This is a genomic window from Pseudoalteromonas xiamenensis, from assembly GCF_017638925.1.
GTDB lineage: Bacteria > Pseudomonadota > Gammaproteobacteria > Enterobacterales > Alteromonadaceae > Pseudoalteromonas > Pseudoalteromonas xiamenensis.
In genome coordinates this window covers 194878-221183 of the sequence record NZ_CP072135.1, presented here as the reverse complement: position 1 = coordinate 221183, position 26306 = coordinate 194878, and the positions used below count along the sequence as shown (strand labels likewise).

The following is a 26306-nucleotide window of genomic DNA, read 5'->3' as shown; positions in this document are numbered from 1 at the left end:
CTTACACCAAGCAGATAATTCACTGACACGAATTGCCAAAGCAATTGCAATGACCATAAGAGGTGAAATAAAAAAACAACTCAACAACATCGGTTTCTGCTTGTATTTAGTTGATAGTACGAAAAGTAATACCAACTTTATGCCAACTTTTATCTTGTTGATTATAAAGAGTTTAGTATATTTAGTTTCACGAAGAGACTGTCCGCGGACACAAAAAGTGTCCGCAGCGGACACTTTAATCAGCTCCAATTTGAAGGTTTAAGTGGTGGAGATTCCGAACTTTTTAAGACGGCGATATAAACTACGGGTTGAAATACCTAAGACGTCAGACAACGCCTCGATCGATCCTGTATGACTTCCAACAACATACTGTAAATACTGTTTTTCTGCTTCATCGAGCGAAAGCAACGATTTGAATTCATTAGGATCGTTGTGCACTGCGAGTGCTGGTTTTGCCGTTGTGATGTCTGGACCAAAATCAACGTGGTGTATTTCATCGTCATCACTCATTATTGCAGCACGCAGAATGACGTGTTTGAGTTCTCGAATGTTGCCATTAAAAAGCCCTGTTTGAAGCTGGCTTAATGCCTTATTTGAAAGGCGTTTACTGGCAAACTCTGACTTTTCTAGTAGGTGTTTTGCAAGTAAGGCTATGTCTTGCGTGCGCTCGCGTAGCGCTGGTAGGTAAATTGGAAATGCAGCTATTCGATAATAGAGATCTTCGCGAAATTTCCCTTCTTTTACCAGTGATAACAAATCTTTGTGGGTTGCACACACTAAACGAAAATCAGCATTGCGATAAACAGTGCTTCCTACCGACCGAAAATTCCCGGTTTCTAATAAGCGCAAAAGCTTAACTTGCATGCTCATTGGTACGTCAGCGATTTCATCTAGAAACAATGTCCCTCCGTGCGCCAGTTCCACTAGCCCCGCTTTTTTCTGCGTTGCGCCAGTAAATGCCCCCTTTTCATGACCGAACAATTCACTTTCAAAGAGATTTTCATTGAGTCCCGTACATTCGACTACCACAAACGGTTTGCTACTGCGACGACTCGCTTGATGCAAAGCTTTTGCAGCGAGCTCCTTGCCAGTCCCTGTTTCACCACACAACAACACATTGATGTCGGTTTGGCCACTGCGATTAATCAATTTCAGCATGGCTTTAAACGCATCAGACTCGCCAATCATCTGAGCTTGCCCAATGTGCCTAGAGGCGTACTCTATTTTGTCTAACACTTCTAAAAAGCCAATGGTGATCCCATCATCATCCACGATTGGCCGCATATGAATGTCGCAGTATGCGTCTCCATCTGCTGTTGGATGGATGTGTAATGCACTACTGGCTTTTCCCGTTTGTTTACATTCAGACAAAGGACATTGTTCACCCTGCTTATCACACGGTTCACTCGCATGATGACTGATTTCATAGCAGCGACTATAGCCAATTTGAATGCTCGTCTCGTAGAGCCTCTCGATAGGGTAAATTTACTGCAAGTATCCGATAGTTGGTATCGATAAAAATGGCTGGTTTTTCAACCGCGTTAATCATCGCTTGCACTGTTGCAATATTCATCTTCGCTCAACTCAAACCGATTTTGTCAGTCATTTATGACATAAAAACACCATTAGTGACAAACAAATAAATGGTTCAATATTTTTTTGCAGTATTTTCAATAACTTCTAAACTAAATTTTTGGCATGGGACTTGTAATAAGTAGGTTAGTTTTAGGGAGGTCAAATGTTTAATAACAAGCTGGTGAAACATTTAGCAGTCATTGTTGTGGTCAAGGTGTGTGCGGTATTGCTCATTAAATCGCTTTTTTTTGCAGAGCCGAGTTTAGACAGCCACAGCCCAAAATCACAGCAAATTAGCGAACACCTGATCTCTAAATCATCTTAAGGGGACTTACATGGAACTTACCGTCGTCGAGCTATCGCGGCTGCAATTTGCACTCACCGCGATGTTTCATTTTATTTTTGTACCGCTCACTCTTGGGCTGTCATTTATTTTGGCCATCATGGAATCCGTTTACGTGATGACCAATAATCCTATCTATAAAGATATGGTGAAGTTTTGGGGGAAATTGTTCGGGATTAATTTCGCGCTGGGCGTAACCACGGGCCTAACCATGGAATTCCAGTTCGGTACAAACTGGGCATACTATTCTCACTATGTTGGCGATATTTTTGGTGCGCCTTTAGCCATTGAAGGTTTGGTGGCGTTTTTTCTTGAATCCACGTTTATCGGTTTATTCTTTTTTGGTTGGGATAGGCTCACCAAGCGCCAGCATTTATTAACGACTTGGCTGGTCGCGTTAGGCTCTAACTTTAGTGCGCTCTGGATCCTCATCGCCAATGGTTGGATGCAAAACCCTGTGGGTTCAGAGTTCAATTTTGAAACTATGCGCATGGAAATGGTCAGCTTTGCTGAACTTATTTTTAACCCTGTTGCGCAAGTCAAATTTGTTCATACCGTCGCTTCTGGCTATGTCACAGGGGCAATGTTTGTGTTGGCCATTTCAGCTTATTACCTTTTGAAGAAGAGAGACATAGCCTTTGCTCGTCGATCTTTCGCCATAGCTGCAAGCTTTGGTCTTGCATCAATTCTCTCGGTTATCGTACTTGGTGATGAAAGTGGCTATGAGATTGGCGACGTACAAAAAACCAAACTGGCAGCAATCGAAGCAGAATGGGATACGCACGAACCACCGGCTGCCTTTACCTTGATTGGCTTACCAAATGAAGAAACCATGACTACCGATTACGCAATTAAGATCCCCTATGTGTTGGGTTTAATTGCAACGCGCTCTGTTGACGAGCCAGTGACCGGTATTAAAGATCTCATCTCGGAACACGAGCAACGTATTCGTCGTGGGATGGTCGCCTTTGGACTGCTTCAACAATTGCGTCACGGTGATAAAAGTGCTGAAACCATCGCGGCTTTTAACGAAGTAAAAGTGGACTTGGGCTATGGCTTACTTCTGAAAAAATACACGGATAACGTAACCGATGCTACCGATGAACAAATACAAGCTGCGGCCAAGGACACAATTCCAAAAGTAGCCCCTCTGTTTTGGTCTTTCCGCGCAATGGTGTTCAGTGGTTTTGTGATGCTTTTCGTTTTTGCCATGGCATTTTGGCAAAGTACACAACACCGCCAAGAAAAGAAAAAATGGCTGTTAAGAATGTGTTTGTGGTCACTTCCTTTGCCTTGGATAGCTGCAGAATGTGGTTGGTTTGTCGCAGAGTATGGTCGTCAGCCTTGGTCAATTGCGGAAATTTTACCAACGGGACTTAGCGCCTCTTCAGTAAGCGCCGGTGATGTTACTCTTTCACTCCTCGCCATTTGTAGCTTCTATCTCTTACTGTTCATCGCGGAAATGTACTTGATGATCCACTTTGCAAAACGTGGACCGTCTTCTCTTGGATTGAATAAGTATCACTTTGAGCAAATGAATAATGCACCACAAGGGGGGCTTTAACATGTTGGACTATGAAACGCTAAAACTCATTTGGTGGCTACTCATTGGCGTGTTGCTGATTGGCTTTGCCGTAACCGATGGCTTCGATTTAGGTGTCGGCATGTTACTACCGTTCTTAGGGAAGGATGACACAACTAAACGCGTGATGATCAATACCGTCGGTCCCCATTGGGAAGGTAATCAAGTTTGGTTGGTTACTGCAGGTGGAGCTTTGTTCGCCGCTTGGCCACAAGTGTACGCCGTTGCCTTTTCGGGATTTTATTTAGCAATGATTTTGGTGCTCGCAGCACTATTCTTCCGCCCTGTGGGTTTTGATTATCGCAGCAAACTCGACAATCCAACATGGCGCAAAATGTGGGATAACAGCTTATTCATTGGCTCGTTTGTTCCTGCACTTGTGTTTGGCGTTGCCTTTGGAAATTTATTGCAGGGTGTTCCCTTCTTACTCGATGAATACCTGCGTGCGACTTACCAAGGAAGCTTCTTTGCACTGTTGAATCCATTTGCCATCTTATGTGGACTCGTCAGTGTACTTATGCTGGTCACGCAAGGCGCAACGTGGTTACAAATGAAAACCACGGATGAATTAAAAGCACGCTCTGAAAACGTCAGTGTCATTTCTGCAATTACTACGGCAATTACATTTGGTTTTGCAGGCGTGTGGCTCTATTTCGGTCATTTTGGGTACGAGGTCACTGCGTTTTCTCCAAGCACTCAAGCCGCAAATCCTTTGTTAAAAACCGCAATCGCTCAACCTGGTGCATGGTTTCATAATTACGAGCGATACCCATGGATGATAGCCGCACCTGTTTTGGGTCTGGTATTGCCTTTTGCAACGGCGCTATTTAGCAAAAAACAGGCGAATGCGATGGCGTTTTTAACAAGCTCATTGGGGGTGGCCGCTATCATTTTAACAGCTGGATTTGCCATGTTCCCATTTGTCATGCCATCGAGTCTAGATCCAAGCCACAGCTTGACAGCTTTGGATGCGACATCCAGCGAACTGACATTAAAGATCATGCTCATTGTTGCATTGATATTCGTACCCATTGTGCTTGGCTATACCCTTTGGTCTTACTTCAAAATGTTCGGTCGCATTAGCCAAGAGGCAATCCATAACAACAGTAAATCTTTGTATTAAGGAGCAAATTATGTGGTATTTCACTTGGATTTTAGGCGTGTTATTGGCCTGTGCGTTTTCAATCATCAATGTAATGTGGCTCGAAAACACAGAGAATTTAGACCGCCTCAGTGAACTTGAAGACGATTGAGGTACTCCGAATTGACGTATTCACTAAACTCTCGTTGTTCAATTTACGCATCACGTTTTGCTGAATTGCAGCAAAACGTGATGCTCCAATACGTGTCCTTTCTTTTAGCAACTATCACGACCGTACTTGTTCTGTTTTGGCCGCCTGTTGCAATAAATACTCAAGGACAAGTTGATCACGGCACATTTACTCTGGTTATGTTGGCAAACAGTGCTGCATTTATTCATGGCATCGGGTTTAAACCGCACACGCTATTGTGGCGATGTTTGTTTACTCCATTTTTCGCATGGCCACCTTTGATCTGGTTTTTGCTTGGGCTGGCTTAATAACACCGTTAGTCCAATAGGTTTTTGTGTTTAGGCGGAATCAATGTACCCGTTTCATTGTTCACCTTTTTGCAAAAACTCATGCTTAAGTAGAAACTAACCAGAGGATACTACGACTAAAATACGTTCTATAGATGAAATGTAAATCGCTTCTGTCTATACTCAACTAAGTTGCAAATGATGAGAGCGAAACATGGATCTAGAACATGCTGCGTCACATTATGAAGAGTACGGTTTTGTCTGCCTAAGAAATTTTTTGCCTCAAACTATGTTAGACATGGTAGAGCCTGTCGTGCGTACGTTTCACGATAGATGGGTAGAAGATAACCATCTCTTTTATAAGGCCAGTGCCATCAATTCGTCTGGATTAACCGCTGAAACCTATTTAGAGAAAGAAGAACGTCAAAAATTGTTTGCGCTAATAGGCAGTGAAGAAATGAGCAAACTTGCGACTACTTTGCTTAAACGCCCCATTTATATGAACTCACAGCTCTTTTTCAATCCGATTAACCCTCATCAAAAAAATTACTGGCACCGTGATGGACAGTACCACCTAAGTCTGGAAGAACAAAAAGACGCACTGCAAGGTCCTGACATTATTCATGTGAGAATACCGCTTGCCAATGAACCGGGCATGGAACTCGTCCCAAAAAGCCATAAGACATGGGATAGCCCACTTGCACTCGATGTAAGGCTCGAGAAAAATGGCCATAAAAAAAGCGATCCGCTCCCCGAAGGGCAGATTGTTCAGCTCAATCGTGGCGATGTGTTGGCCTTTTCTGCAAATATGCTGCATCGTGGTTTATACGGCCAAGAACGGTTTGCATTAGATATTTTATTTTGTGAACCCGAAATGCATTCGTTCCTGAACGACGTACATCAACCTTGCGCGGAAATAAAAGCAACGTTAGAGTGCTTAGCTGTATTTCCATAAAACAAGAATAATCGACATGTTCAAATCAATTTTGCTTAGCACTGTGCTGTGCGCAAGCTTCGCATCAACTGCCGCAGACGTTGTACTGTTTCGTCATGCTGAAAAACTAGACGATGCGGATCCCTCGCTAACGACCGCAGGCGAAGCGCGAGCCAAGCGTATAGCCAATCTCATTGAGCCGCTTTCACCGACGGCACTTTATTCAACAGACTACAATCGAACACAGCAGACTATTGCCCCTTTAGCAAAGAAAGCACAGTTGCAGGTTTTAAGTTATGACCCAAGACAACTCGCGGCATTTGCTGAATCACTTCGAGAAATGGAAGGTGTGGTGGTTGTAGCCGGACATTCTAATACGACCCCTGAACTGGTAAAAATACTCTCAGGTACGACTTGGCCAATTGATGAAAGTACGTTTGATGATCTCTTTATTCTCAAACAAACAGAGCATGGTTTTGAGTTCAATCACTACTCGTCAAATGCCACTTCTTTGACTGAAAAGTAAGTCTCTCGCTTTTATTTCTAAGCGCAGATAAGCCTGCGCTTAGAACAGTATTTCGATTGTAATCCAGACGATCAGTTTGTAATTCAAGTTAGACGAGTTGCGCAATTGCGAGATACGATATGCGCGAAAACACGCCACCTTAAAAATGATACGCTTTTAATCTTATACAAATCATCGAGTTCAAAGCTCTGTTAACGAACCTCACAAACAAATAACAATGAATCTCTGTTCTTACTCCTACACTTAAAATGTAGTGGAGGTGTCATATGAAAAAATGGTTCACTGTTGGATTTTTGCTTTTAGCAACACTTATGGGTGGATATGGCATATGGATTTTGAATCAACCCGAAGATCCCTATTTGGCGCGTCAGGTTAAGCAGACCGCGCCATCTGAAGACAACTTTTTGTTGGACTTTTACCCGCACATTAGCAAAGTCTCACGGCCCAACGAATGGTATCACTTCCCTATTCCACTGGGTGATACTGGCCCTAACCGCAGTCTATATTCAGGGCCAAACCAATACCCCTTCTTTTGTATGACCGTAGATTCCGACCTAGGCCAACCCGTTGTCGATAATCAATATGGCAATGGTGTCCCTGTGTTCAATGACGACAAGCAAATAGTGGGGTTTAGTAAAGATTGTGGTTTGCCAAGTCAGTACACCTACTATGAAATCACAGATACTGGCATCCACAATGTAACCGCAGAGTCTGTCAAAAATGACCGTCATGGTCTGTTAGTACGCGTCGAACAAGGCACGATAAATCGTTTCATTTACGCCATTGTAATGCCTGTTGGTTTTGACGACCTCCCCTATCGAAACATCTCATCCAACTGGAACAAAAAGCTCATTTATCAATTTAATGGCGGTTCAGGGATCGGATTTCGTCAAGGTAGGCTTAGTGCGGTGAGCTTAATCAAAAACCAAATTGAACAACTTAAATTAGGATATGCCGTCGTGAGCTCATCCGGCAATAAAACCAGCTATACCTACAATATGCTGCTCGCAGAAGACACCGCCGCTCGTGTTAAAAAGCAATTTGTAAGTCTCTATGGTGTGCCACTTTATACCGTTGGTATCGGTGGTTCTGGTGGCGGTTTAGCGCAATACCTAATTGCACAAAATGGTTCTGGCATTCTTGATGGTCTCATTCCTTTGTATTCGTATCCCGACATGATCACCCAAACAACCTACGCCCTCGATTGTGATCTGCTCAACAACTATTTTACCTTTCGCGCGAAAGACAAGTCCTATTGGCGAGATTGGGAAAATCGTCAACGCATTGAGGGTATGAACGCCATTAACGATTTCCCTCAAAAAGCGGGCTTTATGCAACCCATCAATCAGTTAAAAGCAGGCTTTTTTCCTTCTTTGCCAACAGGCAGTAGCGAATGCATCAATGGTTATTTTGGCTTATCCAGCTTCATTAATAACCCCAAACAGGGGTTTTTACGGCCATTGTTTAGTGACGATGTCCTAGAGAAAACGCAATGGAGTTACTGGCAGGATTTGGTTGCGGTATTTGGACACGATGAAGATGGTTTCGCCAATTCCACTTGGGATAACGAAGGCGTTCAATATGGTCTAAATGCCCTTGTTCATCATGAAATATCAGTTTCACAATTTATTGATTTAAACAGAAAAATTGGTGGATGGAAATCACAGACTGCAATGGCACAAGAGGAAATCGTGATGCCGTTTGGTGCAAAGCTCCCCATTTGGTTAACCCTTTGGGGAAATCAAAACATCTCTGACATGTCACCACTTTCACCCGAAGTCGCACCTCGTCATATCGGTAGTATTCACGCCATGAATCAAGCATATCGGTCTGGACAGGTTTTCATCGGACGCGTGCAGTTGCCGATTATAGATGCACGCCACTATCTTGAGAATGAGCTAGATATGCATCATATGTCTGCGTCTTTTTACTCTCGACTTCGGATAGAACAGGCTACAGGTCAGCATGAAAACCAAGTTATTTGGGTGGCGGATAAGGACTTTAATCCAACAACGCGCGCCTTCGAGATGATGGATAAATGGCTTTTGGCCATTGAAGAACACACACCAGAAGGAATTTTAAAAGCAAAACCTCACGAGCTGACGGATACCTGCTTTGACAAAAATGGCGACATTATGGCGTCCGGTCATGATGTCTTTGATGGAAAATGGAACAATCGAATGCCTGGTGAATGTGTAAAACATTTCCCCATGTTTAGTACTAGTCGCATCGAATCAGGTGCACCTTGGAATGGCGCGCTATTCAAGTGTACTAGGATGTCAATTGACGTAGCCGTCGAGAGGGGCGTGTATGGTGATATTGATATCACCCCCTCCCTCGATACATTAAAGTCGATTTTCCCAACCGGTGTTTGTAATTACGATGCAAAAGATTTAGGTAGGCCGAATGATATATAGCGACTTAAATTTTCATTGATTTAGGTACGAAACATTTGTTACTGTCTTGTAATAATTACAATAAAAATCTCCTTGGAGCGGTTAATGCCCAAACTGTTTAGCTATGGCACGTTGCAACTTCCTCAAGTACAACTGGATACCTTTGGAAGACATTTAGAAGGGATAAGCGACGCCATTATCGGGTTCAAGTTAGAGCTTGTCGAAATCACAGATCCCGCGGTATTGGCAAGTAGTGGGCAGACACATCATCCAATATTAAGACGTTCAGAAAGCGTCTGCGAAGAAGTAGCTGGCACCGTTTTTGACATCTCAGACGATGAACTACGTCAGGCTGATAGCTACGAAGTAGATGATTATGAACGCATCGAAGTACCATTAAAATCTGGTTTAACTTGCTGGGCTTACGTAGAAAGGCTATTAAAATGAGTGGTCTATCCATGATCTCTCCACATTTTTACACTACGCTATTAAAGTTGGTATAAGTGTTTTTCACACGGATGTAAAATCATGAATCAAATTCGAGCAATTAGCCTATCTCTTCTTTTGATGTTGTTAAGCGCATGTCAATTTTCTGAAAATGATCCTCCGCGTAACTTATCTATTGCCAATATCAACACAGGGCCTGTCGCCAATCTAGAACAAAATGAGACCTTTGAGCTTTTTTACGATTTAGATGTTGCAGGACTTAGTGACATTGACGTCGATGTACACTTTTATCTTATTCACAATAATGAATTGGTGGATACACAAAATAGCCAGGAACAAACAATTGAAGACGTGCATCAATTAGCCATTGTTTCTTTATCTCAGTTAAAAGAAGGCCGACACGCGCTGTCTGTACAAGCAACGCTTCCAGACAATCTAAAAGGCGGCCAATATCAAATTATTGCGCATGTTGATCCTGACAATATGGTCATCGAAGACATCGAGAATGACAATGCACCATCAACAACAAACGCCTCCTATGCAAACGGACAGTATCCTCACGCGGATATTGAGGTCGAAATTCAAAGTACCCACGATTATGAATTAAAAACACTGAAGTTTGGTCAGTCCGCACTGATACTAGATGCTCCTCATGTTGATAATGGAAACCAATTCCACCATGCCGATTTAATTGGCTATCTCGTTGCTGACTATTCTGGTTCTGCTCTCGACAAAGTCACTGTAAAAGCAGAAGTTGACGTAAATGGCGCGTGGCGCCCACTTCACTTTTGGTCAGCGGAAGAAACTCAATACCTAGAGCAGCTTTCATACAGTTTTAAAACGGTTCTTTCAGATCAACACATCGGTTTTGACATTGCCTTTAATGACGAACTTAGTCAGGCCCTTTACCAAACGTTCAGTGGTCAAAATGGGGCGGAACTCGCCTTTCGATTCACACTCACAGATAGCAATGGCGATGGTGATTTAAACAGTGACAATAATGTTATCGAGCAGTCGATCCCGCTTTACTTCTTTGAAGGCCACACCGCAAATGTTGGTACTCAAAATCGATTAGCGAATATCAAACTAGCTCAGTCTTACGACAAATCTTACGGCGACCAATCTAAATTTAGTATCGGTGTCGACTTATCAGGCCAACTATTGATAGTACCCGCAGGCGACCCTGGAGCACGAATTACGGCGGAAGGAAATGTCGAAGCCTATTTTTTCAATGCTCAAAATACGTTGTTTGGCATTTCCTATGATGGAAGCGCGTATGTTTCTGGACTTAATACTGGCTATTCTTCAGAGATGACCATTTTCAATAACGTCGTGTTTGAAGATGAAAGCTATACGTCTAAATTTGAAAAGTCATGGACCAAGTCATGGGAAGAGGAAAAGGTGCTAGCGAAAGCCAATTTCACCATCGGCCCTATCCCTATGTCAGTTGAAGCGGGCGTCGATGGCAGTTTGGGATTTGAATTGACCGTTGGATACAACGCAGAGTTATACGCAAATGGCGACTTGTTCTCGGTTGATTTTGGTGCGTTTGGCCGCGGTGGAGTTGATCTCGCCGTGGCGTCCGCGGGCGTTGAAGCTGAATTCAATTTGATAGACAACGTTTTCAGCCTCGACTCATCTGCCGGTTTCTCGCTTGTCTCTACCGACAATGCAACTCCACATATTTATTATGCCTTAGAACTCACAGACGACATGGATGTAATTTCAGGCAAATTTGGACTCTACGCAGAAACGAAAGGGATTAAGTGGTGCAAAAAATGGGGTATTCCATATCCCTGCGGTTCAAAGACGACTCGTTATGATCTTTGGCTGTACCAGACTGACAGTGTGTTCCAAAAATCTTGGACACTATACAGTAAAGAAGGCAGTGTAAATCTATGATGAGGAACTCTGCTTATTTAACCAACCTTTTAGCGCTGTCATTCATTGCATCGACAATGGATGCTAACGCTTACTGCGAACGTCAGTATGACTTGACTGTCACCACTATTTCTTCGTTTTCAATGGCCGGCAAATCAGCCAGTTCTCCAAGCAGTTTGAAAATGGAAGCGAGTATCGCGCTTAAACAAGTGCAAGTCGACGGGGAAAATAATTGGTGGGGGCTACTCGCAAGTAACGTAAGAAGCGTGCAGGCCACAACGGAAACTCCGCTTCCCATCTATCAAATCCCATTTGCGTTTAAACAATCAGCAAGTGGACAAATTGAGCAATTTTGGTTCCCGAACACGCTACCTTCTCAACAGCAAATGATGCTTAAAGGGCTGGCGTACTATTTTCAGGTTCCAAAATTGAAAGACGCTCCTTTCCCTGAATTTGAATCAGATACAACTGGTACTTACCAAGTCACATACCGTACAGACGACTCCCGTATTTCGTACCAAAAACAGAAATACATAAAGTTGCTTAGCCCTTCAACTCAACAAGTCAATGTTTTGGATTCCAAGCATCAATTTCAACCTGACCATTGTTGGTTTGAAGAAAAATCAGGGCGAGATACACTTGAAACTTTCACCAGTAGTGGGGCTATTAGCCTAAATACGCATCAATCTTATCAGTTAACCAAGTCGTCATTACAAACAAGCCCGCTGTTTTCGATGAGCAACAAATTAGACGAATGGCAGGTTGTAGAGACGGCGTTAACCGCCCAAGATTTGAAAAAGCTCAAACAAACCCTGTTTGAATTAATACGAAGTGACTTAAGCAATATTGATGCACACTCGCTGGCAATGCGTTTACGCCCGCTGGATCCAGTATTGCAGGATCTCTTGCCAATTTTTGGTAAGGAGTATTTGTCCGATGCAGCACAATCGAGACTTTTGCATGCACTCGGCAATTTAGACAGTGCAAACAGTCAGTATTTGCTTGTTAATGTTCTGATGAGCTATTCAAGCCGACCTGAAATCCAATTTCGTTCTCTAAGAGCCTTAGCCTATGGTGATGCCGCTCTTTCTGATCAAACCGTTGACTCGCTGACCAATGCGCTGCAAAACGGTCTTGAAACATCTGAAGTGGAGCTGCAAAATAACTTTTATCTCACTGTCGGCAGCATAGTAAGGCACAGAGGAAAAACAAAGCGGATTCAACAGTTGCACGACGCACTTGCAATCGTTGCAACAGAATCAAACAGTCTTGACCGGAAAAAGGCCGCGATTGGCGCGCTCGGCAATACCAATGACGTGCAGCATTTGGGCATACTTAAAAAATACGCACAGGAAATGCGTTCGCCGACCCAAAATGTCGCGATAAAAGCACTTGGGCGCTTAAACAAACCAGAGGCCAAAATTGTTCTTGTTGATATGTTGAACCATGAAGTGCCAAAACAAACTGTCACGAGTTTGCTTAAAGCAGTTGGCGACTATCAGCTTAGTAACGAAACGCAAAATAAAGTTGTCCAATACGTCGAAAGCGATTCAGAAATCACCAAGCAGGCCGCGATTGCTGCATTGGCTAAACAATCTGCGCTTTCCGAAACGGCTAGAGATTCCTTAAAACAGCAAATAACAAAACAGAGTGATCGACGTACAATGCAACTGATCGTAAACACTTTAGAACGCTCGAAACTTTGAGTGGCGTTTGCTGCGTATCGATAATTGATACACATTTTAACAGTTCTTATATTGAGTTCATGATAGATTTGACCTAATTTTCAGTTGGTTTGCACGCCTAGGCATTCAAGTAGCATAATGAAATATCGATAAGGTGTTGTTCATAAAACCTTTTTTGATTGCAACACTTGAAAAACTGAGGTCAGGTAGCCAGCCAACCTTCTCTACACGGGCAATATTTATAAGGATTTGAAAAATGAACAAATGGGTACTCGTTGCAGCCCCGGCGCTATCATTGCTGTCAGGCTGTTCTACAGAAACGACAGATTCCAAAAACGTTGCAACCGAAGCAATTTGGGGTGAATTCAAAGTAACATCGGACGGTAATCGCGCTCGTTTAGTCGCTGAACTCAATGTTGATGGCAGCAATGGCAACAATCTAAAACTTACCGATGGCGATAAACTCTATGCTACCGCCAGTGGCGTTACGAAAGAACTGGTAGAAGATATTGATTTTTTCGATGTCGATTATCAAGCATACTTTGACGAAACCAAGAGCAATGCCTCGTACAGTATCGTGTTTGAACGTCAAAAAAGCGCTCAGAAATTAATATCTACAGTTCAACTACCAGAATCATTTACGATTTTTGCACCGCAAAAAAGCCAATCATTCAATCTCAAAGACTCATTGTTTATTAGCTGGCAAGGATTAAGTTCGGGTAAAAGCATTGACTTCAGTTACTCTGCATCATGTTCGGCGAAAGATGGTGGTTCATACTCGACCAGTGCATCGGTTAGCGCCATCGTAGACAATGGAAACTACCAATTTTCATTTGACCAATTTGAAGGACTAAAAGATGAGCAAATTAATCGAGGCAAACCATGTGAAGTGACCCTCTCACTGCGCCGCCGTAATGAAGGGATCATTGACAGCAAATATAAGTCAGGCAGTCGAGTTTCTGCGGAGCAAGTCCGAACAGTAGAGAACATTAAAGTTTATTTTTAAGTCCTCTCAATACAAATAAAAACGCTCCGATGAGTTTATCGGAGCGTTGCGGGAGACTATAAATTGGGGCTTATGATTCAATGTCTTTGAACTCTTCCATCGACAGTTTACCATCACGGTCCACATCAAGACGGTCAAAGATTTGTGTTAGCGTATCTGACACTTTCGCTTCACTTTGCGTGATATAGCCATCTTGATCTAAATCGTAATCTGAAAAGCTAACCGCGAATGCTTGTGCACTAACTAACGTTGATAAAATCACTGCTGTTTTTGCTAGAGTATTCATCACTTTCTCCTTATTTACCAAAATTGGCAAATTCACTTTCAGTTAGTTGACCATCTTGATCTCGGTCTAGAGTTTTAAATTCCTCTGCTGTCATTGGGATTTGACCAGCTTCAGATGCTGAAATTACGCCATTGCCGTCCGTATCTACTGATTGAAAGTCCACGGATGCTGCGCTTGCTGCGGCACTTGCCATCAGCGCGGCTGCCAATACGGCCATATTTGAAATCTTCATGGTGGCCTCCTTATTTACCAAAGTTGGCAAATTCACTTTCGCTTAGTTGACCATCTTGGTCTGTGTCTAGATTTTTAAATTCTTCCGCCAGCATTGGAAGTTGGCTTGCTTCTGATGTTGAGATCAGACCATTGCCATCCTTGTCCAGTGAACTAAAGTTTGCTTCCGATGCGGTTGCTGCGGCACTTGCCATCAGCGCGGCTGCCAATACGGCCATATTTGAAATCTTCATGGTGCTCTCCTTACTTGCCGAAGTTGGCAAATTCACTTTCGCTTAGTTGACCATCTTGGTCTGTGTCTAGATTTTTAAATTCTTCCGCCAGCATTGGGAGTTGGCTTGCTTCTGATGTTGAGATCAGACCATTGCCATCCTTGTCCAATGAACTAAAGTTTGCTTCCGATGCGGTTGCTGCGGCACTTGCCATCAGCGCGGCTGCAAATACGGCCATATTTGAAATCTTCATGGTGCTCTCCTTACTTGCCGAAGTTGGCAAATTCACTTTCGGTTAATTGACCATCTTGGTCTGCATCTAGATTTTTGAATTCCGCTGCAAGTGTTGGTAAATGACTCGCCTCAGCCATCGAAATCATGCCGTCGCCATCTTTATCCACAGACTGAAAGTCTGCTTCTGACGCTGTAGCTACTGTGCTTACCATTAATGCGGTTGCCAACACGGCTAAATTTGAAATTTTCATTTTCATCTCCTTATTTACCAAAGTTCGCAAATTCGCTTTCAGATAGTTGACCATCTTGGTCCACATCTAAAATTTTAAACTGTGCTGCCAAAGTAGGGTTTTCACCGGCTTCTGTCGTTGACAACATGCCATTTGCATCTTTATCTAGTGACTGAAAGTCTACTTCTGAAGCTAATGCAACTGCGCTCACTAATAGTGCCGATGTTAAAGCGGCGATATTTGAAATTTTCATCTCTTTCTCCATTAAAAAGAACATCCATGTTCAACGTAGTCGTTCCAGACAAGAAGCCTTAGCCTTTGAAATTAGCGAATTCGCTTTCGCTTAAATCGCCACTGTTATCCGCATCAAGATCTTTAAATTGCGCCATCAATGCCGGATTTACTTTTGATTCACCTAGGCTGATTGCACCGTTGCCATCTGCGTCGTATTGAGAAAAAGTTGATTCTGCAAGTGCTACGTTGCTCGCACCAAGAATTGTCATACCAGATACTAGTAAAATTGATTTAACACGATTGTTCATAGTCACTTTCCTTTTAGATTGTCAGCCAACACTGTGTGATAATTTCAACTCATCTCATCGAGTGTGGCTTCGTTCGATTCACAGTAACTAAGTCAATTTCGGTGCCAGAATTTAAAAACATTTATATATCAACAGATTAAGTGAAAAAGATATTTTCTATTCAGATTTGATTAAGTCTCAGTGTTGCCAAATAGCAACAAGCTTAAGTACGTTAAAATACTTTTTCTTTACTTTTCAACAGGATGGATTGTCGCCATTTTGCAACACATAGGTGAACTGGATGGAAATCATGAACAAATTTCGGTTAATCGCTAAACAGGCCTCACCGAAGTCAGAGCAAAAGAAGGCGCTTTTTTCGCGCTCTTTTGTGCATCAGGCTGTTTTTGCAATTCTAACTACGACCATACCTCTGCTTGTTCTTACTTTGTGGTTCTCGTTTTCGCTGCAGCAATCGTCATCCGAAATTAATAAATTTTACAAATTAAATCAGCAGGTTGATAAAGAGTTAACGCTGCTTTCGGACACCTTAAAAACGCTACAAGAAGCACATCAGAATAATCAGCTGTTACAAGACAAAAAACTTGAGGATGCCATCAATTTTAGGTGGACCGATGTAAAAAATATTGCCAATGGATTAAAAAATTTTAGTGACGAATCCGCGTTTGTCGCCGATTTGCAACAGTTCATAACGAAATTGAATTTTGTCCAACCGAAAGATGCTTCGTTCAATGAATTGTGGGCAAATTATCACAGTCTCTCTGAGTCCTTAAAGCATTGGATTGAACATCAGCTGGATAGCGCAAATGAGCAATTTCAGCTACGACAGTCCATTTTTTTCGTTGGACTTGCCTTATTAGTGCCGTTACTTATCGCGACCAGTTTGTTTCTCATTATTCGTATACGAAACAAAATCTACGCACTCGAAAACGCGACAAATCAGCTGGGTCTTGGAAAATGGGACCTTCCCATTTCTCTCTCAGGCAGCGCAGAGTTGCAGCAATTAGGTGAGAAGTTAGATTGGTTGCGTATAGCATTAAAGAATCAACACGAAGAAAAGGACACCTTCCTACGTCATGTTAGTCATGAACTAAAAACTCCGCTGGCTTCAATTGTTGAAGGCACGTCCCTGCTTCAAGAGCAAGTATTAGGTCCAATTTCAGTCCAGCAATTACGCGTGCTAGAAATTATGGTAAGAAGCTCGCAGCAACTACAGTCTTTAATAGAGGATCTGTTGCGCTACAGCGGCGCAACGAAACTTGGACAAACCAACCAAACAACCGATTGGAAAAGCTTACAAACTGAATTGAGTGCTTATTTCCATGATAGACAGCAATCTTATTCAATCGATATCGATTGGCAAACACTCGAACGTGGTATCCAACTACCTTACTTGCCCTGCAAACTCGCGCTAATCCAAATGATTAGTAACGCTATTCGCTACGCAAACCAAACCGTCTGGGTGAAAGTAAAGGTGGAACATCAAATTTGTATTATTGATGTTATTGATGATGGCGTTGGCTTCACACCTGTCAGCGCAACACGCGCTCTAGAGCCATTTTACAGTGGTCCGAAGAATCTCGAAAAACAGGTTGAAAATAACGAATTCCATCACGGTCTCGGACTTACGATTGCCAATGAATGCTCGAAAACACTCGCTGGAACCCTAAAAATTTACCCCAAATCAGGTGGACACATTCAAATTGCTTTCCCGCTACAGGAGCCACAACAATGAAACCTTTCATGCTAATTCTAGTCGTTGTTTGGCTTAACGGCTGCGCGCTGTTGCAAGAACACGTAACACCTCAACCAGAACTGCAAACGCGAAAATCCTTTGCACCTATGGAATCACTCGTCAGTTGGCATATCGCTTCGTGTCACCATGATGCTGTTTCTTTTGACCAACATTACCGCGCGCAAAAACAATTACAGCTTTTCTTCGAAGCGTATTGCAATCAAAAAAATGTGCACGTCCGAATTGAGCAACTGAACAAAATAAGCAAAGCACAGGCTTGGCCCCATGCATACACACAATATTTCCAGTTACTTAAAGGTCAAGAAAGTAAAATTGTGAGTGCACAAACTGCACTTACAAAAGAAAAAAATGAGCGAAAAGCACTTTCTGAAGAACTCGCATTGCAAGCGGAACGACTAACGCAGCTTAAACAACAGTTAGCGGATTTAGAAAGAAAACGCCTAGAAACAAATCTCCAATCATCTCATTAGGAGCCGACAATGACTGTTTCAAATTTACTTTTAGTTGATGACGACTTACATTTCAGTGAGCTGATGTCCATTCGTCTTGAAAGCTTAGGGTATCAAGTATTCGTCGCGCACCGCGCAACCTTAGCCCTGTCCATTTTACAAAAGCAGCGTATCGACGTCGTACTGACCGACTTGAGAATGGAGCACATGGATGGAATGGCGTTGTTTCAAGAAATTAAGAAACGATTCAGTGCACTCCCGGTCATTATGATGACAGCGCATGGTTCAATCCCTGATGCAATCGCAGCTACAGAGCAAGGCATTGCTGGCTTTTTAACCAAGCCCGTCGATATTTCGGCTTTGCAGGATCTTCTAAACACAGTGCTAAAAGCACGGCCTAGTTCAGAAAGCGCATCTCAACCAGGGCAATTTTTTGGCCTTTATTATGAAAGTGATGCAATGCATACACTTGTGCATAAACTTGAAGCAATCGCACGCAGTAAAGCCAATATCATGATCCAAGGAGAAAGTGGCACGGGTAAAGAAGTCACCGCAAAGGCAATCCACTCAGCAAGTGAAGTAGCAAGTGGACCATTTGTTGCCATAAACTGTGGAGCAGTACCGGCGAATCTTTTAGAATCCGAGTTATTCGGGCATTTCAAAGGCGCTTTCACCGGCGCAACTAAAGATAAAATAGGGCTTGTACAAGCGGCGGACAACGGCACACTTTTTTTAGATGAAATTGCGGACATGCCTTTAGAGCTTCAAGTTAAGCTGCTTCGTGTTTTACAAGAACGTAAAGTACGTCCAATCGGCGGACAGCAAGAATACGATGTAAATGTCCGAGTCCTATCCGCCAGTCACAAAAATCTATGGGATGCGGTTCAAAATGGCCTGTTCAGAGAAGATTTATACTATCGACTTAACGTGATTTCCGTAACCCTGCCGAGTTTAAAAGAACGCCCTGAAGATATTCCATTATTGGCGAATCACTTTTTAACTTCTTTTGGAGATAAATCTTTTAGTCCAGAAGCGATGACTCGCTTACTAAATTACGATTGGCCCGGAAACATACGTCAACTCCACAATGTGGTTGAACATTGCGCTGTCCTTACGCCCAGTAAATTGATCACCGATTCGACCGTTGAGTCCGCATTACCAGTCAACACTACCGCGATGATGCAAGGACTGAATGAAGCAAAAGCGCAATTTGAATACGACTATTTGCAAAAAGTGCTGGCGCTTTGCCAAGGTAATGTTGCACAAGCTGCGGTAGTCGCTAAACGCAATCGTTCAGACTTCTATAAGTTACTAAAAAAACACAATATTGCGCCTAGTTGAGTCTCGATTGCCGAACAGCGTATCGAAAACGTATTTGACCATTTTCGATGCGCTGTTGCGCTTCATCACAGATAAACTCGTTCCTAGGTCCACTCGATTCCATTCTACTTAAACTCCTCAACCCGCGACAAGACATCTCAAACATGAGAAATACGCCTTAAATCTATCCAAAATGGTGCATAGAAAAAACTCAACAATAACGAGTAAATCGCTGTAATTTAAATAAACATTTGTAAATTTTGAGTTATACTTTTTAGCACGATTGGATGAGGAGTGACCCAATGAGAATGAGACAAAAGCTGATTTTAGGCTTTGTAATGACTGTTATCGTGCCGATTTTGGCCATTTCTATTGTGAGTATTTCTCAAACAAAACGAGAGTCTTTAGAACGTTTCTACGAAACTTCACAAAGTGAAATTCGCCAAGTAGAAAATACTTTCATCTTATTCTTCGAACAGATGAAAAATAACGCGCGTTTTCTCGCAAGAAGCAAAGCAGTACTGGCGGCACCTCCTAGCACACAACAATATTTCGGCCCAGAAAAAGAAATGGCACCGTTAAACGACAGTCCACAGGAAGCTGAAATATTTAAACTTTATCAATCCTTTGGTGAAACACATAAAGAACTGCTGTTTGTGTATTTAGGCACAGAACAAGGTGGCTTTCTCCAGTTTCCCGCAGAACCACTGGGTAATTATGACCCTCGAAAACGACCTTGGTATCAAGCTGTTAAAAACAAACCAAATGAAGTCGTCGTCACATCTCCTTATCAGGGGGTCACTGGACAAGCGATGGTCTCGGTTGCTACTGCGATTAATAACGGTGGACAGTTCATTGGTGTCCAATCATTGGACGTTACCTTAGGTACACTTACTGACATCGTTTCAAACATTCGATTTGGTCAAACGGGTTATTTAATTTTACTTTCTGGCGATGGCACAGTACTCGCAGATCCTAGAAATAAAGCAAATAATTTCAAGCACATAAACGAGTTAAACTCGCCACTTTACGCAGCATTTAAAGCGAATAAGGGTAAAGCAAGTTTTGTCGTGACAGAAGGTAAAAAAGACCTCGATGCCGAAGTCTATCATTCAGATGCTCTGGATTGGCAATTTATCGCGGTAATTGAAACCGATGAAGTTTTAGAATCCGCTTACAGTATGTCAGCAAGCATCGGTGGAATCGCTGTGGTAATGCTGGTTTTGTTTAGCTTTATCGCGGTTCTAATGGCAAATAAAATTGTTCATCCTATTGAAATGGTCTCGGAAGGTTTACGTGAAATCGCTCAAGGTGAAGGCAATTTATCAAAGCGTCTACAAGTTATTGGTCGGGATGAAATTAGTGAACTTGCCGCGTGGTTTAACCAATTTTTAGATTCCATAAACAGCCTTGTAAAAGATATTAAAAACAATGCTTCAACACTCAACAAAGAAGCTCAAGGTTCACTTTCGCGGATCACTGATATTCGAGATCAAGGGAAGCATCAATCGGTAATTGCACGACAAGCTGCAAACACCACTCAATCTGTAGAAGATATGGCACAAAATGTGAGCCATAACTGCCAAGATGCGCTGACTGAAATTGAAAATACAGACTTACAGGCAACGACAGGTAACAAACTCATTACCAGCACCGTCTCACAAGTAGCAAAATTAAATGAGTCGTTAAGTGCTTCCGCACAGTCAATGAGTCAACTAGAAAGCCAAAGTAATAACATTACGAACATTCTTGGCGTTATTCGTGCAATTGCTGAACAAACTAATTTGCTGGCATTAAACGCCGCAATTGAAGCTGCGCGCGCTGGCGAACAAGGCAGAGGTTTTGCGGTCGTAGCAGATGAAGTACGAACTTTGGCGCAACGTTCTCATGATGCAACTCAAGAAATTGAGCAAGTGCTTACGAAGCTCATTGAACAAACACGCAGTGTGTCAAAACAAATGACTGAAAGCGTTGGGGAATCAAAGCAGGCAATTAGTGAGTCAGAGCAAGCTCACCAAGCGTTTGACGAAATTGCACGCTCGGTTTCTTCAGTGAAACGTATTATCAGCAACATCAGTGCCGAAGCAGAACAACAAGGAAACGTCGCGAGCTTAACGCATCAGCAGATCCAAGGTGTCAGCGATTCCGTTCAACAAGTGAGTGGCGCAACAGATGCTCTATCTAAAGGCGCAGACCAACTTGTTAAATTAGCAGATTCGCTTGATACGCTCGTTGGACGATTTAAAGTCGATTAACTAAGGGGGCCTACTTGGCCCTTTTTGTTCTATAGTACTTTAACAATCTACTGTTCGAGACACTCTGTTTGATGTTACTTTCCATACTTCCAAATTGCTTTAAGCAACTAAGTGCTCATAGGCTTGAGACGCCATCACCGGCACAAACTCAGTAATTGTGTAAGTGACTAAACCACTTTGAATAAAAGGGTCTGCGTTTAATATTTCAGTTAGATCCTCTTTGCTCTCATGCTGAGAAATTAAAATACCGCCAGAACGGGGGACTTTGCGGCCTCCAAACATCAATTTCCCGGATTCGTACTGCTTACCCAAGTATGCACGGTGGCGCTCTGTCAGTTCCGGTGTGATTTGTTCAACGTCAGTAAAAGTCATATCAACAAAAAACATAAAGATCTCGCTTTTTAAAAAGATTGGTATAAATTGCTACTTATTTAGTAGCAATTTACCGCTTCTTTTTCAGTAGCGCAATATTTATGACAACTCCTGTACCTAAAAAATCTGTTCGAGGTTCAAATTCTGGCGTCGCAATAATGGCCGTGTTCGACCTTCTTGGCAGAAAATGGAATATGCGTATCATGTGGGAATTACGCAGACAAAATTTGAGCTTTAGAGCCATTCAGCAAACATGCGATGGAATGTCTCCGTCTGTATTAAACAACCGCATGAAACAATTGATGGAAGCAAAACTCGTTGTTTCCTCGTCAAATGGATATGAGTTGACCCAACTCGGACAATCGCTAATGAACACGTTAGACCCACTTCGCAACTGGTCGCAAGAATGGGAGACCGAGTTAAGTGTGAATTCCAGTGAGTGACAATGTCGTCAATTAAAACATCGAGAGTTGTTTAGGAATAAATCTATTGCACCGATAACATACCGACTTAAATCCGGTGTTAGAATTTTTATTCTAGTTGAATGAAATTCAACCTCAACTTGTCATATTTTTGTCATATACTCAATGCATTATACGCACCCTAGTTACTCTATTCGGTCTTAGATAATGTTGTTTGATGGCATAATGGCAGACATTCCAGCTCAAAAACGTCAAAGTGCGTGTGCTGCTATTAACTTTGATTACACACCAATTTATCCGCCTCAGCTAACGGTGGAAGATGGAAAAATCGCAATTAGTTGTGATTTGCCGGAAGATGCGTGTGTAGGCGACATTATTTTACTGTCCGCAACCGCTATAGACGCTCGTAACAGTAATTTTACAACTCAGTTAACGTTGACAGAGCATCATCTGACATTGAGAAAATTTAATGATTCGCTATCTGGCAAAGGTCGTGATGGTGATTACGTTTTACAACTTAATTTATATGGCAAACACACTGCTATCAAAAACAGCAACAGCTTTTCGGTTGCAATTACGAACGCACATGTGGAGTCATCCTCGGTTTTAACCTCTCCCCTTGGATCCAATTGGATTGAGAGAGTAAAGCAAGGAGCAAAACAAAGCTTCATTGCTTTACTCTCGGCTTTTTAAATACCTATTGTTTTGTGAACCTGATTGCAATGAGTTTGTGCCTCACGCAACTTTAGTCTATTTATTGTGCAAATGAATTGACACTTGAACGTAAAAATTCCATCTTTAGTTTATTAATCGTTCAAGAACAGGTTGTTTAGTGCCAGAAGTTCTGTCTCAGCATTTACTAAATCACATTTTCGAAGGATTACCGGTTGGTGTTGTCGCGGCAGAAATCGAGACCAAAAAACTCGTTTATGCCAACGCCAACTTTCTCACGATGGTCAATTATCGTCTTGAGGAAATTCAAGCGATGACCCCTATGGATTTACATCCGCTCGATGAACTTCCACGCGTTATTGAAACTTTTCAACAGATGGTTGATGGCAGTTTAGACCGTGTAAGCGCCATTAAAGTGAGGCGTAAAGATGGCAGTGTATTTATTGCTGATATTCATTTTACTGCTTCTGACCCAAGCCAATCAGGATTGGTTGTCGCCACCTTTCAAGACATCACCGATAGATATCTGGCCGCTAAAGCACTAGAAGAGCAAGAAGCTCGATTAAGACTCGCCTTTTCCGTAGCAAAGCAAGCTTGGTTCGATTTAGATCTTCCCTCTGGGACGATACAAGTAAGTGATGAACATGCCTTAATGCTTGGATACAATCCAAAGTCATTTTCTAAATCCTTACGTTCGTGGCACCAACTTATCCATCCCGCCGATAGGAAACCGATCTTCTCGGCGTTTCGTCGCTATATTCAAGGAGAAAAAAATGAATTTCGAGTTGAGTATCGACAACGAGCAAGCAATGGTAATTGGAAATGGACACAAGCTCTTGGCAAAGTTATCGAGTGGCTACCCGATAATAAAGCAAAGCGTCTGATTGGTCTTAATACCGACATCAATAAGCACAAGACGCTTGAAAAACAACTCGAAACCGAAAGCACATTTCTAAAATCTGTTCTCGCAAATATCCCTGACTTGATCTGGCTAAAAGACCCAGAAGGTGTCTATATCGGTTGCAACAAACGCTTTGAATCACTCTATGGTAGTGAGGAAAATCTCATCATCGGTAACCGCGATATTGATTTTGTCGATGAGGAACTCTCAGAGCTATTTCGACATTACGACCAGCTCGCACTCAAAGCTGATAAACCTGTAAGAAATGAAGAGTGGCTGACCTTTAAATCAGATGGGCATCAGGAACTGGTCGAAACAACCAAAGTCCCGCTAAAAACAGATAAGGGCCAAGTCATTGGTGTGCTCGGAATTGCACATGACATCACAGACCGTCACCAAAGCGAAAACAAACTAAAACTCGCAGCATCGGTGTTTCGCACTGCAATGGAAGGCATTATGATCACAGATGCTGAAGGTACCATCGTCGAAATAAATGAATCATTTAGTCGTATCACAGGTTACCTTCGCGAAGATGCAATAGGTCAAAATGCACGCCTCCTCGGCTCAGGAAAACAATCCGAACATTTTTATGAAACGATGTGGCGCAACCTAGTGCAACAAGGCCGTTGGTCTGGCGAGATTTGGAATCGCCGCTCAAGTGGTGAAGTATACGCTGAATTTCTTAACATCAGTGCAGTAAAAGATAGTAAAGGAAATGTCTCTCACTATATTGGCGTTTTTTCAGATATTTCGACCTTGAAAGAGCAGGAAAAGCAACTGGAGTTTGTTGCCCAATATGATGTGTTAACCGGATTGCCGAACCGTGCGCTGTTGCTCACCCAATTACGCCAAGAGTTGCTAAAGATGAAGCACTCACACAAGGCATGCGCAGTGGTTGTAATTGATTTAGATTCGTTTAGAGAAATCAACGATACAAAAGGCAACCACATCGGTGATTTGGTGTTAATTGAAGCGGCCGCACGATTTAAAACGATTTTACGTGACCATGACATTCTTTCGCGCATCGGCGGCGATGAATTTATTGTCGTTTTAACGGAGGCTCACTGATCCGCATTTGTGCGTGGCGGTGCTTGAGCGACTTCTTTACGCGGCTGCGGACTTATTTTCGATTGAAGGTCACCCTATCACACTGACCGCAAGCATTGGCGTGACCTTTGCTGAGCAGCACAGTGATCTGTCTGCCGAAAAGTTAATTCGACAAGCTGATCAAGCCATGTATCACGCAAAAATTGCAGGCAAAAACCGTTTTTATGTTTTTAATCCAGAAGACGACCAAGATGCGCGTTTGCGATTTGATACCATCAACGAAATCCGCTCAGGTTTAGTCAAAGACGAGTTTGTTCTGTATTACCAACCGAAAGTCGCGATTCGTTCCGGCAACATCATCGGATTCGAAGCGCTCATTCGCTGGCAACACCCAACAAAAGGACTGCTAAGTCCGGCGAGTTTTGTTCCAATTATCAGTATGCATCCTCTTGCAATTGAGCCTCGGCAATTGGGTGCTTGAGGAAGCGCTTAAGCAACTTACAATATGGAACACGCAGGGCTTTAACACTAAGGTGAGTATCAATATTGATAGTATGCAGCTCAATGATCCTGAATTCAGTCAACGGGTACTTTCGCACCTTGGCGATTTCACCAATGTCGACCCCGCTCAACTCGAACTGGAGATATTAGAAACCAACGCACTTGAGGAAATTCAAAACGTTTCTCAGCTCATTGAGGACCTTCAAAGCAACGATATTCAATTCGCTTTAGATGACTTTGGAACTGGTTATTCATCGATGACATTCCTAAAGAATCTGCCTGCTACAACCATAAAAATTGACCAAAGTTTTGTTCGTCAAATGCTGTTTGATAGCGAACAAATGATCATCGTGGATAGCGTCATCAATTTAAGCAAGCGGTTCGGTCGAACTGTACTTGCAGAAGGAGTCGAAACTGAGCTCCATGGTTTGTTTTTAAGTGCACTTGGCTGTGAACAAGCACAAGGCTATGGTATCGCCAAACCAATGCCCGCAAATGAGGTGTTACGCTGGACGCAGGAATGGCAATGTCCAACACTTTGGACGCAAGTAAGGCGACTTAGTCCAAGCGAAGTAGATTCGTTATTATTAGTAGTAGAACACATTGGCCAGTGCCGAGCTCTTCGCATTGAGCACAACCACCACACGCTTAGAACGACTCCTTTTGAAAAAATGGACTTTATCAATTGGTTTTGTTCGCTTGCTTCTGCAACAGACCCCAGATTGCATCAAATAAACCAACAAATACCATCTGAAATTGAGTCACTTAGGCTTGCCCTAAATCACGGTCAGTCATGCGATGATCTGGCACACCAAAGCAATCAAATTGTGGCGAACATGCTAAAAGTGATCTTTAGAGATGTCGACTTTGAGCTACCAAGCAATTGTAAAATGTTTGAGTTTGACTAATAAACCACCTGCAACCTGTTATTGAGCGCTTAACCCGC

General features: G+C 42.7%; 31 protein-coding genes. 21 read left to right on the top strand and 10 right to left on the bottom strand.

Annotated features, from left to right (window positions below):
* Positions 1 to 258: 258 nt before the first annotated feature.
* The gene (locus tag J5O05_RS18750) at positions 259 to 1371 is read right to left on the bottom strand and encodes a sigma-54 interaction domain-containing protein (protein ID WP_341874735.1); all 1113 of its coding nucleotides are present in this window, start codon (positions 1369 to 1371) and stop codon (positions 259 to 261) included.
* Positions 1372 to 1435: 64 nt separating this feature from the next.
* Positions 1436 to 1573 carry a hypothetical protein gene (locus tag J5O05_RS22765; RefSeq protein ID WP_341874734.1) on the bottom strand — a complete coding sequence of 46 codons (138 nt, stop codon included), beginning with the start codon at positions 1571 to 1573 and terminating at the stop codon, positions 1436 to 1438.
* A gap of 165 nt (positions 1574 to 1738) precedes the next feature.
* Here J5O05_RS22765 and cydP point away from each other — a divergent pair, with 165 nt between their 5' ends.
* The 12 genes from cydP to J5O05_RS18690 all read left to right on the top strand — a co-directional run bounded on the left by cydP (position 1739) and on the right by J5O05_RS18690 (position 13933).
* The gene (cydP, locus tag J5O05_RS18745) at positions 1739 to 1900 is read left to right on the top strand and encodes a cytochrome oxidase putative small subunit CydP (RefSeq protein WP_208845143.1); all 162 of its coding nucleotides are present in this window, start codon (positions 1739 to 1741) and stop codon (positions 1898 to 1900) included.
* A gap of 10 nt (positions 1901 to 1910) precedes the next feature.
* Positions 1911 to 3482: a cytochrome ubiquinol oxidase subunit I gene (locus J5O05_RS18740; RefSeq protein ID WP_208845142.1), complete on the top strand. Its 1572-nt coding sequence runs from the start codon at positions 1911 to 1913 to the stop codon at positions 3480 to 3482.
* Between the two features lies 1 nt (position 3483).
* Positions 3484 to 4623, top strand: a complete 1140-nt coding sequence (gene cydB / locus J5O05_RS18735; RefSeq protein ID WP_208845141.1) for a cytochrome d ubiquinol oxidase subunit II — start codon at positions 3484 to 3486, stop codon at positions 4621 to 4623.
* 10 nt (positions 4624 to 4633) lie between these two features.
* Complete coding sequence (gene cydX / locus J5O05_RS18730) at positions 4634 to 4753, top strand: cytochrome bd-I oxidase subunit CydX (protein ID WP_208845140.1); 120 nt, start codon at positions 4634 to 4636, stop codon at positions 4751 to 4753.
* An 11-nt stretch (positions 4754 to 4764) separates the two neighbouring features.
* Positions 4765 to 5079, top strand: a complete 315-nt coding sequence (locus J5O05_RS18725) for a cyd operon YbgE family protein (RefSeq protein WP_208845139.1) — start codon at positions 4765 to 4767, stop codon at positions 5077 to 5079.
* Positions 5080 to 5272: 193 nt separating this feature from the next.
* The gene (locus tag J5O05_RS18720) at positions 5273 to 6013 is read left to right on the top strand and encodes a phytanoyl-CoA dioxygenase family protein (RefSeq protein WP_208845138.1); all 741 of its coding nucleotides are present in this window, start codon (positions 5273 to 5275) and stop codon (positions 6011 to 6013) included.
* A gap of 16 nt (positions 6014 to 6029) precedes the next feature.
* On the top strand, positions 6030 to 6518 hold the full coding sequence (locus J5O05_RS18715; RefSeq protein ID WP_208845137.1) for a SixA phosphatase family protein: 489 nt from the start codon (positions 6030 to 6032) through the stop codon (positions 6516 to 6518).
* Positions 6519 to 6784: 266 nt separating this feature from the next.
* A complete protein-coding gene (locus J5O05_RS18710) occupies positions 6785 to 8935 on the top strand; it encodes a DUF6351 family protein (RefSeq protein ID WP_208845136.1) in 2151 nt (716 codons plus the stop codon).
* Positions 8936 to 9019: 84 nt separating this feature from the next.
* Positions 9020 to 9361, top strand: a complete 342-nt coding sequence (locus J5O05_RS18705) for a gamma-glutamylcyclotransferase family protein (RefSeq protein ID WP_208845135.1) — start codon at positions 9020 to 9022, stop codon at positions 9359 to 9361.
* Between the two features lie 81 nt (positions 9362 to 9442).
* Positions 9443 to 11263: a hypothetical protein gene (locus tag J5O05_RS18700; protein WP_208845134.1), complete on the top strand. Its 1821-nt coding sequence runs from the start codon at positions 9443 to 9445 to the stop codon at positions 11261 to 11263.
* Complete coding sequence (locus J5O05_RS18695) at positions 11260 to 12948, top strand: hypothetical protein (protein ID WP_208845133.1); 1689 nt, start codon at positions 11260 to 11262, stop codon at positions 12946 to 12948. Before J5O05_RS18700 ends, J5O05_RS18695 begins: the two co-directional genes overlap by 4 nt.
* A 235-nt stretch (positions 12949 to 13183) precedes the next feature.
* The gene (locus tag J5O05_RS18690) at positions 13184 to 13933 is read left to right on the top strand and encodes a hypothetical protein (protein WP_208845132.1); all 750 of its coding nucleotides are present in this window, start codon (positions 13184 to 13186) and stop codon (positions 13931 to 13933) included.
* Between the two features lie 70 nt (positions 13934 to 14003).
* Here the strand turns inward: J5O05_RS18690 and J5O05_RS18685 are convergent, their stop codons facing one another.
* The 7 genes from J5O05_RS18685 to J5O05_RS18655 are packed head-to-tail and all read right to left on the bottom strand — an operon-like array spanning position 14004 to position 15668.
* A complete protein-coding gene (locus tag J5O05_RS18685) occupies positions 14004 to 14219 on the bottom strand; it encodes an EF-hand domain-containing protein (RefSeq protein WP_208845131.1) in 216 nt (71 codons plus the stop codon).
* A 10-nt stretch (positions 14220 to 14229) separates the two neighbouring features.
* On the bottom strand, positions 14230 to 14451 hold the full coding sequence (locus J5O05_RS18680) for an EF-hand domain-containing protein (protein ID WP_208845130.1): 222 nt from the start codon (positions 14449 to 14451) through the stop codon (positions 14230 to 14232).
* 10 nt (positions 14452 to 14461) lie between these two features.
* The gene (locus tag J5O05_RS18675; RefSeq protein ID WP_208845129.1) at positions 14462 to 14683 is read right to left on the bottom strand and encodes an EF-hand domain-containing protein; all 222 of its coding nucleotides are present in this window, start codon (positions 14681 to 14683) and stop codon (positions 14462 to 14464) included.
* Positions 14684 to 14693: 10 nt separating this feature from the next.
* On the bottom strand, positions 14694 to 14915 hold the full coding sequence (locus J5O05_RS18670) for an EF-hand domain-containing protein (RefSeq protein ID WP_208845128.1): 222 nt from the start codon (positions 14913 to 14915) through the stop codon (positions 14694 to 14696).
* A gap of 10 nt (positions 14916 to 14925) precedes the next feature.
* Positions 14926 to 15147, bottom strand: coding sequence for an EF-hand domain-containing protein (locus J5O05_RS18665; RefSeq protein WP_208845127.1), 222 nt, complete (start codon positions 15145 to 15147; stop codon positions 14926 to 14928).
* 10 nt (positions 15148 to 15157) lie between these two features.
* Positions 15158 to 15379, bottom strand: a complete 222-nt coding sequence (locus tag J5O05_RS18660; RefSeq protein WP_208845126.1) for an EF-hand domain-containing protein — start codon at positions 15377 to 15379, stop codon at positions 15158 to 15160.
* A gap of 58 nt (positions 15380 to 15437) precedes the next feature.
* Complete coding sequence (locus J5O05_RS18655; protein WP_208845125.1) at positions 15438 to 15668, bottom strand: EF-hand domain-containing protein; 231 nt, start codon at positions 15666 to 15668, stop codon at positions 15438 to 15440.
* Positions 15669 to 15957: 289 nt separating this feature from the next.
* Here J5O05_RS18655 and J5O05_RS18650 point away from each other — a divergent pair, with 289 nt between their 5' ends.
* The 4 genes from J5O05_RS18650 to J5O05_RS18635 all read left to right on the top strand — a co-directional run bounded on the left by J5O05_RS18650 (position 15958) and on the right by J5O05_RS18635 (position 21445).
* A complete protein-coding gene (locus tag J5O05_RS18650; protein WP_208845124.1) occupies positions 15958 to 17400 on the top strand; it encodes a sensor histidine kinase in 1443 nt (480 codons plus the stop codon).
* Positions 17397 to 17891, top strand: a complete 495-nt coding sequence (locus tag J5O05_RS18645) for a hypothetical protein (RefSeq protein WP_208845123.1) — start codon at positions 17397 to 17399, stop codon at positions 17889 to 17891. The genes J5O05_RS18650 and J5O05_RS18645 overlap by 4 nt, the downstream gene beginning before the upstream one ends.
* A 9-nt stretch (positions 17892 to 17900) precedes the next feature.
* Positions 17901 to 19211: a sigma-54-dependent transcriptional regulator gene (locus tag J5O05_RS18640; RefSeq protein WP_208845122.1), complete on the top strand. Its 1311-nt coding sequence runs from the start codon at positions 17901 to 17903 to the stop codon at positions 19209 to 19211.
* A gap of 281 nt (positions 19212 to 19492) precedes the next feature.
* On the top strand, positions 19493 to 21445 hold the full coding sequence (locus J5O05_RS18635) for a methyl-accepting chemotaxis protein (RefSeq protein ID WP_208845121.1): 1953 nt from the start codon (positions 19493 to 19495) through the stop codon (positions 21443 to 21445).
* A 99-nt stretch (positions 21446 to 21544) separates the two neighbouring features.
* Here J5O05_RS18635 and J5O05_RS18630 read toward each other — a convergent pair whose 3' ends face one another.
* Positions 21545 to 21832 carry a YciI family protein gene (locus J5O05_RS18630; RefSeq protein WP_208845120.1) on the bottom strand — a complete coding sequence of 96 codons (288 nt, stop codon included), beginning with the start codon at positions 21830 to 21832 and terminating at the stop codon, positions 21545 to 21547.
* 86 nt (positions 21833 to 21918) lie between these two features.
* On the opposite strand from J5O05_RS18630, the gene J5O05_RS18625 reads away from it, so the two are divergent.
* The 5 genes from J5O05_RS18625 to J5O05_RS22620 all read left to right on the top strand — a co-directional run bounded on the left by J5O05_RS18625 (position 21919) and on the right by J5O05_RS22620 (position 26268).
* Complete coding sequence (locus J5O05_RS18625; protein WP_208845119.1) at positions 21919 to 22260, top strand: winged helix-turn-helix transcriptional regulator; 342 nt, start codon at positions 21919 to 21921, stop codon at positions 22258 to 22260.
* Positions 22261 to 22464: 204 nt separating this feature from the next.
* Positions 22465 to 22932 carry a hypothetical protein gene (locus J5O05_RS18620; protein ID WP_208845118.1) on the top strand — a complete coding sequence of 156 codons (468 nt, stop codon included), beginning with the start codon at positions 22465 to 22467 and terminating at the stop codon, positions 22930 to 22932.
* Positions 22933 to 23071: 139 nt separating this feature from the next.
* Positions 23072 to 24880: a sensor domain-containing diguanylate cyclase gene (locus tag J5O05_RS22630; protein WP_208845117.1), complete on the top strand. Its 1809-nt coding sequence runs from the start codon at positions 23072 to 23074 to the stop codon at positions 24878 to 24880.
* A 19-nt stretch (positions 24881 to 24899) separates the two neighbouring features.
* On the top strand, positions 24900 to 25340 hold the full coding sequence (locus J5O05_RS22625; protein WP_208845116.1) for an EAL domain-containing protein: 441 nt from the start codon (positions 24900 to 24902) through the stop codon (positions 25338 to 25340).
* Positions 25333 to 26268, top strand: a complete 936-nt coding sequence (locus tag J5O05_RS22620) for an EAL domain-containing protein (protein ID WP_280117714.1) — start codon at positions 25333 to 25335, stop codon at positions 26266 to 26268. Before J5O05_RS22625 ends, J5O05_RS22620 begins: the two co-directional genes overlap by 8 nt.
* Positions 26269 to 26306: the final 38 nt, after the last annotated feature.